Source organism: Herpetosiphon sp., from assembly GCF_003512625.1.
Taxonomy (GTDB): domain Bacteria; phylum Chloroflexota; class Chloroflexia; order Chloroflexales; family Herpetosiphonaceae; genus Herpetosiphon; species Herpetosiphon aurantiacus.
This window is the reverse complement of the sequence record NZ_DOPT01000004.1, coordinates 1-15888: the sequence shown is the minus strand read 5'-3', so window position 1 is coordinate 15888 and position 15888 is coordinate 1. Positions and strand designations below refer to the sequence as shown.

The following is a 15888-nucleotide window of genomic DNA, read 5'->3' as shown; positions in this document are numbered from 1 at the left end:
TCAAGGCTGCTAACATTTCAGCCAACATCGGCTAACATGGTGGCGAACATTTTGCGAGGGTCACCCCATGGCGAATGCAGGGAAGGTGCATATGACTGTCGATTCAATCATTACGATTGACCAACTTGAGATTAATTTGACTGAGCAGCGAGTCAAGCGGGCGGGAGTTTATGTGCGGCTTGGGCGCAAAGAGTGGGGTTTGTTAGAACTGTTAGTGCGTAATCGTAATCACGTGCTCAGCCATCGCCAGTTGTTGCAGCATGTGTGGGGCGATAATTATGAACGTGATAGTAGCTATTTATTGCATGTAGCGATTGGCCGTTTGCGCGAGAAATTGGGCGATAAACCGCCGCGCTATATTGTGGCCGAGGCCGATTTGGGCTATCGTTTTGCCCTGTCAACGCCAAATTTGCCAAGTGTGCCAACGCCTGAGCCCAGCTCCTTGGTTGTACCATCAATCAGCTATACCAATATTCCTGCGCCATTGAATGCCTTTATTGGGCGCGAAAACGAGCAACAACGCTTGTTGCAGCTTCTCCGTCAGCCGCATATTCGCTTGATTAGCGTTTTGGGGGTTGGTGGGGTTGGCAAAACCCGTTTAGTGCTGCAAAGTGCCATGCAATGGCTGCCGATCTTTCATCATGGCGTGCATGTTGTGCATTTAGCTGCTTTGCGCGATCCTGAGCTACTAATCCAGACAATTATTCAATCATTGGCGATTAAAACGACTAGTCAATTACCATTGCTCAAACAGCTCAAAGATTTTCTGTATGATAAACAACTCTTGCTCATTCTCGATAATTTTGAGCAATTGCTTGATGCTGCGCCGATTGTGACCGATCTCTTAGCCCATGCACCGCAATTAAAGTTAATGACGACTAGCCGCGAGGCTTTGAATGTGTATGCTGAGCAACAATTTGAATTAATGCCCTTTAGCGTTGATTGTTCGCAACAGTTGATGCTGCGCCAACAACCAGCAGTTAATCTTTTTCTCAGCCGTGCTCAAGCGCTACAAGCGACTATTGCTTATAACGATGCTGAATTAGCAACGATTGCTCAAATTTGCCAACGGCTTGATGGTTTAGCCTTGGCAATTGAGCTGGCCGCCAGCCGAATCAGCTTGTTTTCATTAACAAATTTACTTGAGCGTTTAAGCCAACGCTTGAGTTTTATCAATAGTGGACCACGCGATCTACCAGCTCGCCACCAAACCTTGCAAGCAGTCATCGAATGGAGCTATGTTTTACTTACACCTCAAGAACAAGCGCTATTTGTCCAATTATCAGTGTTTGTCGGCAGCTTTGATCTACCAGCAGCTAGCGCAATTTGTGCGAGGGCTGAACAATCAGCAGTTGAATTAGTGTTATTAAGCTTGGTGCAAAAACACCTGCTTCAGTATCAGATAACCGAACAACGTTTTTATTTCTTGGAAACAATCCGTGAATATGCTCAAGATCAATTAAATCAACGAACTGATAGTCGATGCTACTATACAGCGCATACTGATTATTATCGAACGTTTGTTCAAAATTATGTGCATGAATTAACTGGCTCAGAGCAACAACACTGGATGAGTCAATTTCAAGCGAATTATCCCAATATTCGGGCTGCGCTAGCTCAAAGCCTCAAATCTGGGGCGTTTGCGAGTGCTGCTCATTTGGGTGCTGTGCTCTGGAATTTTTGGCATCGCGCTGATCTCGCCCAAGAAGGTAGTTATTGGATTAAAAAAATTCTCGATCAGCCAGCCGAATTTGATCCCAAGCATCAGATTATGATGCTACGTGGATTAAGTACTTTCATGCGTAATCAGGGAGATTTTCAATTAGCCCAGCAGTATCTTGCTCAAGGTTTAAGCATTGCACGCCAAGAACAACTTGATGAATTGGCGATGGGTTTATTGAATGGAATCGGTTTGCTCTATAAACGTGAGGGTTTATTTGAACAAGCAGGCCAAGCATTCAGTGAAGCGATTCAACTTGCCCGTACATTCGATAAAACCCGCGATATGGCGGCGATTCTCAGCAATCTTGGCGAAATTCGGCGTAGCCTCGAACAATATCAGCAAGCACAGCTCGATTTACAAGAATCATTGGGATTAGCACGCAAAGTCAATGATCATCATATGGCTGCAAATATTTTGAATAGTCTAGGCTTATTGGCCTATGATACCTGCAATTATCAACAAGCACAGCAATACTATCGACAAGGCCTAGAAATTCATCAACAATTACAAAATAAACGTGGAATTGCCCTAATTTACACGAATTTAGCCGATAGCTTAACCAAATTACTGCAATTTAGCCAAGCAAATGAATATTATGATCAAGCATTAATCCATAGTCATACCATTGCTGATCCCTATTTTATCTGTCATATAACGATTCAAAAAGCCTGGGCTTTGCGCCAACAAGCCCAAATTGCCCAAGCTCAACCATTAATTATTCAAGCATTACACTTGGCCAATCAACACAAATTTATCGCTCATAACCTACGAGCAACATTGGAGTTGACCGAATGTTATTTAGCCCAACAACAATTGCCATTAGCAGCATGGTTGGCAGGGTTTATGTACCAATTGGCCCAAGACCATCAACAGTTGCTCGATGGCAATGATCGGCGCTATCACCAAACGCGTTTGGCCGAATTGCAAGCAATACTTGCTGAACATAATGAATATTGGCAGCAAGGCTATCAAAGCTCGTTTGAACAGCTGTTGGCGGCAATTGTGGTTTAATCTGTGGCCTATGGTGTCGTCCGCAACCGCTGCTCTGAGATTTTTCCAGCTGCTTGGTTGTGGACGACCTACCCACCAATTTACTCATAGCGATTTTTCATCGCCCGTTCAATCTGGCGCTTGGCATCACGATCCGCGATCGAATCACGCTTATCGTAGAGCTTTTTACCTTGGGCTAGCCCTAGCTCTATCTTGGCTAAGCGGCCACGCAGATAAATGCGTAAAGGTACTAAAGTTAAACCCTTGGTTGCTAATTTTTGGTGGAGCTTCAAAATTTCGCGGCGGTGTAATAATAACTTGCGCGGGCGCATTGGCTCATGGTTGAATAATTCGCCAGTTTCGGCATAAGGCGCGATATGGGCATCATAGAGCCAAATCTCGCCATTTTGTACCCGCGCATACGAGCCACGCAACTGCACCTGACCGCGACGAATCGACTTAATTTCGGTGCCACGTAACACGATACCAGCTTCATAGGTTTCTTGAATAAAATAATCATGGCGAGCTTTACGATTATCGCCCATGACCTCGATTGAATCTTTACTCTCTTTAGCCACGCTTCGTTCCTCCAAAAATACCAAATCGGGTAGGACAGCCTGCCCTACCCTAGAGCGATCTGTGGGTGTGGGTTATTTCTTTTTTTCGCTGGGCAAAAAGCGCGTCAAGTTGGTGCCGCACTCAGGACATTTGCCCTTGGCTGCTCGCCGCCCATTTTCCATCTGAATTACTTCAGCATTGTCCACGGTGCGTTTTTGCTTGCATTTGACACAGTACGCTTCAACCGTCATCGGTTGTACCTCCTAGCAACTAAGGAACGAATTGAGCGTTACTATATCACGAACAATGCCAGTACACTAGCCAAAAGGCATCCCTACTACGGGTGATTTAAGGCTTGTTTAGGCACTAAAAAGGCTTGGGCTACCTTGCGGGCAGCTTCAGCGAAGCTACTACCACCACTAGCATACAACACCGAGCGCGAAACGTTGATAATGGCCTGTTCGCCTGCCGCAGCGAGCACTTCTTCGATATCGCCACCTTGGCTGCCAACCCCAGGTACCAACAACGGCAACTCAGGGTAGCGCTGATGAATCGTGGCAATTTCAGCGGGATAGGTTGCGCCAACCACTAGGCCACAATTGTGGTTGCTATTCCAGCGTTTGGCCACCAGTTCGGCAATTTTCAAAAAGAGTGGCTCGCCGTTATCCAACAATAAATTTTGCACATCGTCGCCACCAGGGTTGGAGGTACGGCACAAAATGAAACAGGTTTTATCGGCTCGTTCCAAAAATGGTTGCAGCGAATCGTAGCCCATATACGGGCTAAGCGTAATCGCATCAACGCCAAGCTCATCAAAAGCTGCGCTTGCATAAGCTTGGGCGGTCGAGCCAATATCGCCGCGCTTGGCATCGAGCAGCACTGGAATATGGCTGGGAATGCTGGCGATGGTTTGTTTTAAGGCTAGCCAGCCAGCACTGCCCAAGGCTTCGTAAAAGGCCATATTTGGTTTATAAGCACAAACCAGATCGCTGGTTGCCTCGATAATCGCTTGATTAAATTGGACAATTCCAGCGGCATCACGGGGTAAATGTTCCGGTAACCGCGCCAAATCGGGGTCAAGCCCAATACACAAGGTTGAACGATTGCTGGTCGCTGCCGCACGGAATTTCTGCATAAACATGGGTTTGCTCCCACTAAATTGCTGCCCGTGCCTTATGATACTCGGATTTTGCCAAAACTCCGCAACACATTGGTTGAACTACTGCCTGACGACTGAACCCTTAACCCTTGCTATTGCACCCGCGCCGCTGGCAATGAGCAATAAAAAGTTGTGCCCTGGTTAAGTTTTGATTCAACCCACATTTTGCCACCATGTTGGGCCATAATCGCGGCACTGATATACAATCCCAAACCTGAACCACTAGCAACTGTCGAGCCTTGGCCGCGATAAAAGCGCTCGAAAATGTAGGGCAGTTCATGCTCGGGAATGCCAATGCCCTGATCGCTCACGCTGATTACCACTGCTTGCTCCAACTCACTTTCGCTGCTAATGCTGGCGTTGCTCGGCGCTGGCGCGTGATCAGCATCCATTATACGCACTGAAATTGTGCCGCCATCGGGCGAATAGCGGATTGCGTTGATCAATAAATTGGCCAGCACTTGGCGTAAGCGTTGCTGATCGGCGGCTAATTCGTAGTGTTCAAGGCTGCTGCTCAATTGAATGGTATGGCGTTGCGATAAACCACGAGCGGCTTCGGCCTCATCGGCAACCAGTTGTACCAGATCAATACTTTGGATAAATAAGCGGAATGTCCCTTGCTCCAAGCGACTCACATCAACCATGTCTTCGATCAATTGTAATGCCTGTTGCGATTTGGTTGCGATCGTCGAAAAGGCCTTTTCGCTATAGCTTTGGTCGCCACGGCGAAGTTTGCGCATGCCCAGTTGGGTTGTGCCAATCACGGTTGTTAGGGCATTCTTGAGATCGTGGGCTACCGATGCGATAAAGTTGCTGCGTTCGTCTTCATTGATGCGGCGACGTTCAGCTTGCACAACTTCTTCGAGCAAATTCTCGTTTTTCAGCGCATAGCCGAGCCGTACCCCAATAAAATTGAGAAAATTCAGCGCATCATCATCGAAACGGGTATCTTGCAAACTGGCCAGCACAATTACGCCCAACCGTTCGTGGGTATCATGAATTGGCACAATTAAGAGTTGTTGCACGCCAAGTTGGGCCAATTCGGGCCATTGTTCATTGGTTAAGGCGAGGCGTTGGGCTTGGCCAGTTTGGTAGCATTCATGTAACAAGGCATTGCTGGCCAACGGAATATGATCAAGCCCAAGTTCGCGAATTTGCAAGGCCAAGGGTGTATCGCTCAGGCCAAGGGTCACAAATTCCTCAGTTTCAGGGCTAGGAATATACATCAAGGCCAAATCGGCATTGCCAATTTCACATAATTGTTGGGCGATAGTATGCGCCAAATCGCCCAATGATTGTTGCTGGATGATGCCCGAAATTGTGCGCAATAAGGCGATAAACTGTGAACGGCGTTGATGGCGCAGCCAAAACTGGCCGCGTTCTAAGGCTAGGGCCGCTAAATCGGCTAAAACCGTCATAAATCGCAAGGCTTCACGCAGTGGCTCGTTGTCGCTGGGTTCGGCAAAGGCTGCCAATGCACCCACAGTATGCCCATTTAAGCGAATAGGCGCACTGAGCCAGCTGCGGGCATCAGGTTTGAGCGCAAATTCAAGCGTGCGCCACAGTGGCAAGGCTTGAATTGGCTCCAACGCCACCGCCCGACCCATTGCTATAACCCGCGCCTCGGCACTAGTGGGTGCTAAAACTCGGGTGGGTAAATTGCTAGTATTGGCCTTGAGCCACAACTGCTCAGCCTCGTATAACACAATATAACCATGCTGTAAATCTAGCAATACTTGACTATTTGTGACGATCAACTGCAAAATATCGTCGAGTTCCCAGCCGGCCTCAATTGCCTCAACTACTGAATCAAACTCATTCAACGCATTACTCCTAGCCCACGTGCCAGCGGCATGGGACAGCAGATTTCAGCCAAACATTCAGATTATACGGGCTTCGCCCAACAAAATAATTAACAATCTACTTGATTCAGTGGTGATTAATCTCGCCTTCGCTGATTGTCGGGTCGAGATAGATTGTCACATCGCTTTCGCCGTGTGAGGTGTGCATATGATAGGGGAAGCCCGAGCGCCGAATCAATCGCAGCATGGCCGTATTTTCGGCCAGCACCGAGGCTTTAAGGTAGCGCAGGCCACGCACCAAGGCGACTTGAAACAACAAATCGAGCATATAACTGCCCACGCCGTGGCCTTGAAAATCGTCACGCACTAAGAGCGCAAATTCAGCCTGAATATGATCAGCGCCTGCCAAACGTGCCACCGCCACAATATGCTCTTGGCCATCCTCGTTCAGCAAGGCAATCAAGGCATCGGCATGGTCGTGATTGAGCGTGGCTAACCGCGCAGATTCTTCGATCACCCGCTCGATTGGAATGTTGATCATAATCGTGGCGAAGCGCAGCTCAAGCGTGCGTGGCGATAAACGGCCATACAATTCGACCAACAATTTGGCATCATCAGGCGTAATATGGCGAACAGCAAGCTCAACGCCCAACTTGCTCGTCCAATGAACGAGGCCAGTTTGCGGAAACGGAGTCAAGTCGGGCAGGGTGGGTTCCTCAATTGTGAGATTTAATGGTAGCATAATCGGCATTGGTTGGTGGGGTACGGGCAGCAAACATGGCTGCCATACCTAGGCAAAGGGCCGAGAATAAAAAGGGTGCGGCGATCCAATGGCTATACAAGCGTGCGCCCAAGGGTGCTGCCACAGTTGCGGTCAATGCGCCTGACGCTCCATAGATCGCCAAGGCTGTGCCGCGTTGTTGTGGTATCACACTTTCCGCAAGTAAGGCTTCCAAAGCTGGTACATAAAAACTCCATGCCAGCGCTTCAAAAGCCCAAAATGCTGCGGTGATTGCAAGTTGTGGGCTGATAGGTATTGCTAGGTAAACTAACATACTTACGCCAAGCCCAAGCTTGGCAGCCCGTCGATAGCCAATCCGATCAGCGACGCGCCCAAGGCGTGCTGGAAACAGCGCATAAATAATGCCTGGCACAATATAGGCCACAGCGACCGCCGCCACACTTGCCCCAAAACGATCAGTCAATAACGGCACGGTCATTGGAATCGAGGCACTATAGCCCGCGCTGATGCAGCTTTGCACAAGCAACAGACTGCGGATTGTTGGCTGACGTAACACACTGCGCCATATTGCTTGTATTGTACCGCGTTTTGCCGGAATTGCATGGGGCCATGAACGTAAACTGAAGATTCCTGCTACGACGACGCTACTACTAAACACGATGTAAATGCCATGAAATAGCTCGACACGGGGAATTGGATTGGGTAAATAATTGAGGCTAGTTTGCAGCCAAGTGAATTGTTGCAATTGCTGGCGAGTTTCTGCATCCCAGCCAATAAAGCCAATGCCCGCGATGATCGCCCCAACAATTGTTGCCAATGAACTGGCCATGGTCAGCCGCCCATAGCCTGAACCCCGTTGACCTTGGCTGGTTAATTGGGCAATCAACAAACTTAAACAGATAGTCGAGCCTGCTCGCCCGATCGCGAGCAATGCTTGACCAGGCATTAACCAAACACTGCTATCAGCAAAGCTCCAAATTGCAAAGCCACTCGCTAAGGCCGCCAAACTCAAACGCAGCAAAATCCCGATGATCCCACGATCGGCAAGCCAACTCAGGCTGAGCCGCGCAAATACGCCAAAGGCCGCGCCCAAACCCACCAAATTGCCAATCACCTGGGGCGAACCACCCAGCGCTTGAACGTACAAGGGCAACAAAAAATCGCCAACCCCAACATGCAGCGAGATCAGCAGTTTAATCACCAATGTCCAACCTAATGAACGCGCAAGCTTAGTTGAGGCCTGCGCGTCATTATTTGTATCAAGTTTGTTCATCAGAATCGGCTGAGGTGGCAGGCTCGTCAGGTTGGAAGGCCCACCAGATCTGCATCGCCAAATATGAGGTTGTAATTAGGAGGATTCCGCTACCAAGGGTTACCCCAATTGCCAAACTGCCGATTTCTTGGATTGGCCATGGTAGAAACCATGCTAGCAACAGGGTTAGGCTAAGCAGCAAACTGGGAATCAACAACATCAACCCCAATTGCCAAACTGGACGCAGGTTTTGCCACCAGCGATAGCCCCCAAAAAAACCAATAATTGTTAGCAAACAGAGCGCAATTGCAGCCCCGATGCCAATAACGAACCAATTCATGGTGGCCTCGCTTAGGTTTGTTTCTGAGTTGTGGTCGAAATGCGCAACAGCAAGCCAACAATCACAAAGTTCATGACCACTGATGAACCACCATAGGAAATAAATGGCAAGGTAATCCCGGTCAAGGGAATTACCCGCAAATTACCGCCCACGATGATTAAGGCTTGGACTGCCAAAATCGTGGTTAAGCCGACTGCCAACAATTGCTCAAAGCCGCGAAAGCGCCCTGGAATTGAAAGTGCAATGTGATAGCCGCGATAAATCATCAAAACATAGACAATTAAGATCCCGATTGTGCCCATCAAGCCCAATTCTTCGGCGATTCCGGTATAGGCAAAGTCGGTGTGTACAGCTGGAACATAGTGGGGCGCACCCAAACCAAGCCCACTGCCCGTTACTCCACCTGCCGAGAGCGCATATTGCGATTGCACAATCTGATAGCCCAAGTTTGCTGCGTCTGACCAAGGATCAAGCCAAATCGCCACCCGCTCTTGCACTTTGCCGATGTATTGATACATCACATATGAGCCAATGCCGAATGCGCCAAAGCTGGCCCCAACATACCAGCCATTACCCGTAGCAACATACAACATCGCAATGAAGATGCCAAATAGCAACAAGGCTGCACCCAAATCGCTTTGCTTGACGATCAAGGCCATACACAAAGCCCAAATCCCACCCATTGGCACGAGATAGGGCAAGGGTGGCAGGGTGATGCGACCTAAGCGATAGCCATGATTAACGACTTCACGGTGCTCGATTAGATATGAGGCCAAAAAGACCACCAAGATAATTTTAAGTAGCTCAGCAGGCTGGAACAGAAAGCCACCAGGCAGGCGAAACCAAACTTTAACTCCGCTATTATTCGGATCAACCCCGATGATGAAGGTTAAAATCATCAGGCCAACCCCAAGCAGCATCCAAGTCCAGCGGTGGTTTTTGAGCCATTCCATCATGCCAGTGCGAAAGAGCCGAATAAAGATCCAACGATCCCAATCGACAAATACCATCAGCACCAGCAAAATCACCCCAACCGTCACAAAGGCCGATTGTTTGGCGGCAACATCACCGTAAATATCTGGATCGAGGGTTGGGGCAACCCGGGCCGTAAATAGCAGGCCCAAACCAGAAAGCACTGCTACCAAAGGCAGCAAAATTTGGTCGGCATTGGGGTTGCGATATGAAAGCCCAGCGCTCACTACCAGATAGAGCAAAAGCGGCAGCGATGATGGCCAGAGCACACTAAATAACGATTGCAACGAACCAACATCAGCTTCCAAACGGCGTTGGCCGGTAGCAAATACCATCATGTAGCCAGCGGCAAACAGCAGCAACACGGTTATCAGCAACTGGACTTCAACTAAGCGCACGCGCCGCAAGTTGTGCAGCATATCACGCACCATATCAGACCCTCCAAATGCACCAAACTTGGGCTATTGTAGCATACTGCCCTAGGCCATCGTAACCCGATCGCGTCCGGTTTCTTTGGCAATGTACAAGCCGCGATCGGCCCGATCTAGCAGGCTGGCAACCGAGTTATCATCTTTGCTCAAACCTGTCACTCCAATGCTCACCGTTAGGTTGATGCTGGCTTGTTCATGGTTAATCACATGGTTGGCGATTGCGACCCGCAAGCGTTCAGCAATCGTCAATGCTGCTGAAACATCGGTATCAGGCAGCAAAATCGCAAATTCTTCGCCACCATAGCGCCCAAGCAAGTCCGAAGGCCGTAAATTGGCGCGGCAAAGATCGGCAACCGTGCGCAACACTAAATCACCAACCGAGTGGCCATAACTATCATTGACCCGCTTGAAGTGATCAACATCCAGCATCATCGCTGAAAGTGGATGATCGCTGCTGCATGTTAATATCCATTGGCGTTCGGCCAACTCAAAGAAATGACGACGATTGCTGACTTGGGTCAATGAATCGGTGATTGCCAGGCGTTGCACTTGACCAAATAATTGGGCATTGGCAATTGCGATTGCTGCCTGTGAGGCAAACACCATGCCCAATTCGGCCTCATGCTCCGAAATTGCATGGGGTTCATCGCGATCGATTGCCAAAAAGCCCACGATTTCACCACGTACCAGCAAGGGTAGCCCCAGCCATGAACGGGCTGGATGCTCACCATAGCCTTTGAAGCGTGGATCTTGGGTGATATCGTTGATAATTAATGGTTGGCGCAGCGTCGCTAGTTGCTTGAACAGCGGGTCATCATTAATTGAGATTTTTGTGCCGCGTACCCATAAGGTTGGGCTAGGGCTTTCAACTTGCTCAAATTTAAGCTCATTTTCCTCGCGCAGGGCGATGCAGGCTCCATAGTAGGGCAACAACGAGTTGAGCTGAATCAGCACATATCTGAGCACATCGGCTAAATCAAGCGTCGCATTCAACACGGTTGAGAGTACGCGCAGGCGTTCGGCCAAACGGCGTTGCTCACGTTCAGCATTAATGTGAATTTCAAGCTGAGTAGTGCGCGATTTTTCTAAGCCTAGGGCAATATGGGTGGTGATCGCTCGCAGAATAACTTCATCTTCCTTGGAGAAAAAGCCCCATGCCAAGCGATTATCGAGATAGACCACGCCTAAAAATCGCCCATCAAGCATCAAGGGCGCGGCCAAAACGCTGCGTAGGTTGTGAGCAGTGACACTTTCGCTGCTGGTAATTAATGCATCATCGGCTCCAGTCACAATCACTGGTTTTTGCGTGATGCGTACTCGCTCTAGCACCGTGCGGCTATAGCCTTGCAAGGTCTCGCTAACTGGATTGTTTGAGGCATCACGCGCCGCACGAAGCTGTAAATCATCGTTTTCGAGTAGGAATAGAAATGCCCGTTCTGCTCCCAAAATCCGAATTACCGAATCGAGCGCAGTCTGGGCTTGCTCATCGAGATCGTAGCTTTGTGCCCACGCTAAGCTGACCGAAAGTAGCGCATCCAACAAGCGTTGCATGCGGCTATCATCGGGGCGTAGCGCATCATCGCTGATAATGCTGGTCGTTGAATTGAGCCGTTCTGGGTCGTCAAGCTGAAACGCTACGGCGATATTGCGCATGCGCAAAACCCATTGATGATCAAAGGCAATTGTGTAAGCGCGACTGGCTTCGCGTTTAGCAGCGGCCATTTGCTGCTGCATGCCAAAAAGGTGCGCCCGAATCCGATGGGCTTCATATAAAATCCATGGCGCATCGTGCAAGTGGGCTAATTGCTCAGCCTGCCCCAGCAACTCTAGGGCTTGGGCAAAGCGGCCATCAAAGCCATGCGCTGCCGCAAAAATAACTAAAGCATGGCCGCGCAAAATTGGGGTTGTCGCAACCAACAAGGCTTGGCGTGCGGCAATCCGTAAGCGGCGAGCAGTTACCCGTTTGCGCTGTTGTAAAAACTGAGCGATGCGGATATAGCCCTGCAAAATGTACATATAACGCGAATGAAACGGCATAAACCGCGGATTATTGCGATGTTGCTGATTAAAATGGCGCAATAATTGATCGTTTTGCTGGCCTGGATCGCCCTGCTCAAGGTTAACGATCATCTGCGAGGCATCGGCTAGATTTTTCCAAGCCAAGAGCCATTGTTGACGCTCTTTGATGTCGGGCACCGGGTAGCGTTGGGCTTCAGCAGTCGAACCAAGCGTAATCAGCAAGGGCGCAGCCCATAATTCTAAAAACCAGGTTTGTTCATTGCGATGATTATGTTGCTCGAAGCGCTCAAAGGTTTCTTGAACCAATTGCCATGCTTCCAGCACATGGCCTCGTAAAAAGAGCAAGAGCACACTATCAGCGGTGGCATGGCCATAGGCCAGCGAATCGATTGTCGTTGCATATTGACGTAATGTTGTACGTAAAAGCCGTTCAGCCTGCACTTCATCGCCAATGATATGGCTAATAAAGCCTTCGTACAAGGCAACTCGCGCTTGTAACATGCGATCAGCAGTCGGGGTAGTGGCGATAGTTTTGGCTTTATTCAAGGCGCGTTTGGCTAAATGGCGCTGACCAACCATTGCCCACATGCTGGCATAGTTGCTCAATGCTCGCACACGGGCCGGACGAGTGCGCCCACGGCGTGCCCAAACCAACGAGCGCAAAAAGAGGCTGACTAACAACAACATTTGGCTATTCAGGTAGGCATACATTCCTACCGTATCATAAATTTCCAGCAAAATGATGATCCGTTGCTGCTGCTGGGGCGAGCTTGGTTGCAACCATGGCACACTACTTTTGAGCAAGCGTCCAAGTGAGCGTCCAATATCACTCAATAATCCAATCAACGAGCGATCTAAGGCTGGTTCGTTTAATGCCTCAAATGCTTGGTCGAAGTAGCGCCAAATGTCGCGTGGTTGTTGTTGCCAAGCGTGAATATGGGCAATCGCCGTGAGCAACCGCGCCTGATGATCCGGTTCGCTGGTTTGTTCGAGTGCTGCTTGTAAATGCGCCAAGGCCGTTTGATTTTGGCCCAAGCGTAGACAGAGTTGGGCAAATTGGGCATGCTGCTGCGCTTGAAATGGCAATGATTGACCTTGGGCAATTTGGTAGGCCTGCTCGAAAAAATGATAAGCCTCATCGTAGGCATAATTCTCCAGCGCCACCTGCCCAGCATTACTCAAAATTGTAAAGCCGCGAGCCAAAAATGTTGGGTCGCTGCTTTTAGCGCGGGCATAGTGATAGGCCAATTGATACATGGCTTCTGGCTCAAGCTGCTCGTGATCAAGATTTTTGGCAATTTGGGCATGGAGTTGTTGCTGTTGCTCAGGCGTAATGCCTTCGAGAAAAACTTGATAGATATTTTGGTGGGCAAAATGATAATGGCCCGAAGCGCTGCGCTCGATTAAATGGCTGCGTCCGCCAATGGTTAAGGCCTCGTAGACTTCGCTTGGTTCGCCCTGCCATAGCGCAAGTAGGCTATTACGCCGAAATTGAAAGCCCAGCACTGCCGCTAATTCGAGAATTGCCCGCACTTTGGGGCTTAGTTCATCGATTCGACTGAGCACCAAGCGCACTACATGCGAAGGTAACGCCAATTTTGTCAAACTTTGGTCGTCGATCATCCAGCACGTGTTGACCAAACGCAGCATGCCAGTATCCAACAAGGTTTGGATATATTCGCGCAAGGCAAAGGGACTGCCAACACTGCGAGCGACAATCTCGTTGATAATTTGCTGATCGACGTTGTATCCACCCAAATAGCTGGTGATAAATTGGGTGGCAGCCTGATCGGTCAGGGGATGCAGCAAAATCTCTTGGATAGGAATTGGCTGATTAAGCGTGAGCCGCTCGTAGATTTGCTGGCTATCAACGCTATCATTTAAAGAAATAATTAAAAATAGCGGAACTTGCTGAATGCGCCCGATAATCCGGCGGATGACGCTAAAACTAGCATCATCGATTGCTTGCAGATCGTCGATAAACCAGACAGCAGCGGGATGCACGCGGGTCATCCAAAGCAGCAGATCAGCCAAAATCGTATTAAAACGCTCGTAATCGGTCACCAATTCAGGTTGTTTGGTGTGGGAAAAAATTGGCTGTAAACATGGAAATGTACGCAACATCAGCTCTTGGTAGCCTTGTACGAACTGGCGTAGTTGCTCCTCGGCATGGCGGCGCTGGCTTTCGGGCATCAATTCCAAATAATGCACATATTGCTCAAATGGGCTGCGCAAGGCACTGTAGGGTAGGGCTGAATCTTTGACGCAGGTTGAGCCAAAGGTCAAACCACCAAGCGACCGTGCTCGGTGCAGCATTTCGCGGCCTAATTGGCTTTTGCCTAAACCCATCGCGCCTTTGATGGCGATGACGCTGCCATGGCCTTGGCGAGCGCTATTCCAGCCTTGACGTAAGATTGCCAACTCGGCATCACGCCCAATCAAATCATTATCGTAGAGCGCTCCAGTCCAGAGGTCATCGGCTCCAAGCCGAATTGGGCGACCAGCGGCGAGCATGAGATTTAAGCTATCAATTTGATTAATATCCGAGAGCAAGCCCTCAGCCGTTTGATAACGATCGTCAGGATCTTTGGCCAGCAGGCGAGCGACGATTTCGGCGAGGGCTGGCGAGACATGCGGAGCCATCGAACGTACATCGGGGGCGAGCACAACGGCATGTTGGCGGATCAAATCGGTAATATTTGAGGCATTGAAAGGCGGTACGCCAACCAAACATTCAAACAAGACTGCGCCAAAAGCATACAGATCGGAGCGGGCATCGACATTGCGTTTGAGATAGCCAGTTTGTTCGGGCGAACTATAGCGCAGCGTGCCCAGCACGTGAGTTTGCTCAGGGTCGAGGCTATTGTGGCTGGCAAAACCAAAATCAATTAATTTAATGTTGCCTGAGGGCTGCATCAACATATTGCGCGGCTGAATATCGCGGTGGGTAATTCCTTGGCGATGCACGGCGGCCAAAGCACTAGCTAAATCTTTGATCAGCCGAATGACTAAACTTTCAGGTAATGGCCCAAGCGCCACCAAATCGAGCAGCGTTTGGCCTTGAACCAACTCCATAATGATATAGGGCATTTCGTTGTAGTGATCGACCTCGATTACCTCGGGCAAACTGGGGTGGCGTACCAAGGCGAGGGCACTGGCTTCGCGCCGAAATGCTGCCGCTGCCATAGTTGGCGATTGATTGCCATTGAGGCGGGGAATTTTCAAGGCATAGGTTTGCCCATCGCGCACACAACGATAGACAGTGCTATGTAAGCCCCGTCCAATTTCGCCCAAGATTCGCACCTTGGGGATAGCAGGTAATTCTGATGTTGCTGGCCATGTTGATTGTGTCATATACGTTCTAGAATGCCAAACAGTGGATCATCCCACGGCACATCTACCTACCATTTCGTGTACAGTCGGCTGAGATGAAGTGTACCATGAAGCTGGATTAATTCTTGGGTATAGTCTCTAAATATGGGGATAGCTGGCGATCAGGTAAGACTGATCGCCAGTGATAGCCCAATTAGGCTTGTAATTTAGCAATAATGGCATCAGCCATTTCGGCAGTCCCAACCGCGCTTGGATCGTTGCGATCATCCTTTAGGTCGTAGGTTACATCCTTACCTTCAGCAATCACGGTTGCCACCGCTGCATTGAGCCGATCAGCGGCTTCGATTTCGCCCAAGTGGCGCAACATCAACTCGCCTGAGAGGATCAAGGCAGTTGGGTTGACTTTGTTGAGATTTTTGTATTTTGGAGCTGAGCCGTGGGTTGCTTCAAAAACTGCGCCATGTTCGCCGATGTTGCCACCTGGGGCAACCCCAAGGCCGCCAACCATGCCAGCGCACAAATCGCTCAAAATATCACCATACAAATGATAGTGCTGGCGAACCCTGT

At 49.5% G+C, this 15888-nt stretch carries 11 protein-coding genes; 1 reads left to right on the top strand and 10 read right to left on the bottom strand.

All coding sequences use genetic code 11. The annotated features are described in order from the left end of the window. The first annotated feature begins 91 nt into the window (after positions 1-91). Positions 92-2734: an ATP-binding protein gene (locus DEF47_RS00965; protein ID WP_041304261.1), complete on the top strand. Its 2643-nt coding sequence runs from the start codon at positions 92-94 to the stop codon at positions 2732-2734. Positions 2735-2814: 80 nt separating this feature from the next. On the opposite strand, the gene smpB is transcribed toward DEF47_RS00965, so the two are convergent. From smpB to DEF47_RS00915, 10 genes are all read right to left on the bottom strand, one after another. Beyond that, positions 2815-3291, bottom strand: coding sequence for an SsrA-binding protein SmpB (gene smpB, locus DEF47_RS00960; protein ID WP_012188993.1), 477 nt, complete (start codon positions 3289-3291; stop codon positions 2815-2817). A 72-nt stretch (positions 3292-3363) separates the two neighbouring features. After that, a complete protein-coding gene (locus DEF47_RS00955) occupies positions 3364-3522 on the bottom strand; it encodes a DUF5679 domain-containing protein (RefSeq protein ID WP_041304264.1) in 159 nt (52 codons plus the stop codon). Positions 3523-3608: 86 nt separating this feature from the next. Then, positions 3609-4412 carry an orotidine-5'-phosphate decarboxylase gene (gene pyrF, locus DEF47_RS00950; protein WP_012188994.1) on the bottom strand — a complete coding sequence of 268 codons (804 nt, stop codon included), beginning with the start codon at positions 4410-4412 and terminating at the stop codon, positions 3609-3611. A 110-nt stretch (positions 4413-4522) separates the two neighbouring features. Then, positions 4523-6253: a sensor histidine kinase gene (locus tag DEF47_RS00945; protein WP_012188995.1), complete on the bottom strand. Its 1731-nt coding sequence runs from the start codon at positions 6251-6253 to the stop codon at positions 4523-4525. Between the two features lie 106 nt (positions 6254-6359). Then, positions 6360-6974, bottom strand: a complete 615-nt coding sequence (locus tag DEF47_RS00940; RefSeq protein ID WP_287044913.1) for a GNAT family N-acetyltransferase — start codon at positions 6972-6974, stop codon at positions 6360-6362. Then, positions 6949-8247, bottom strand: a complete 1299-nt coding sequence (locus DEF47_RS00935; RefSeq protein WP_012188997.1) for an MFS transporter — start codon at positions 8245-8247, stop codon at positions 6949-6951. The genes DEF47_RS00940 and DEF47_RS00935 overlap by 26 nt, the downstream gene beginning before the upstream one ends. Beyond that, positions 8234-8566 (bottom strand): hypothetical protein, encoded by a 333-nt coding sequence (locus DEF47_RS00930; RefSeq protein WP_012188998.1) that lies wholly within the window; start codon positions 8564-8566, stop codon positions 8234-8236. The genes DEF47_RS00935 and DEF47_RS00930 overlap by 14 nt, the downstream gene beginning before the upstream one ends. An 11-nt stretch (positions 8567-8577) precedes the next feature. Next, the gene (locus DEF47_RS00925) at positions 8578-9969 is read right to left on the bottom strand and encodes an FtsW/RodA/SpoVE family cell cycle protein (RefSeq protein WP_012188999.1); all 1392 of its coding nucleotides are present in this window, start codon (positions 9967-9969) and stop codon (positions 8578-8580) included. Between the two features lie 48 nt (positions 9970-10017). Continuing rightward, on the bottom strand, positions 10018-15342 hold the full coding sequence (locus tag DEF47_RS00920) for a diguanylate cyclase (protein ID WP_012189000.1): 5325 nt from the start codon (positions 15340-15342) through the stop codon (positions 10018-10020). 172 nt (positions 15343-15514) lie between these two features. Then, positions 15515-15888, bottom strand: a 374-nt coding sequence (locus DEF47_RS00915) for an isocitrate/isopropylmalate family dehydrogenase (RefSeq protein WP_287044912.1), incomplete at its 5' end; no start/stop codon positions are given.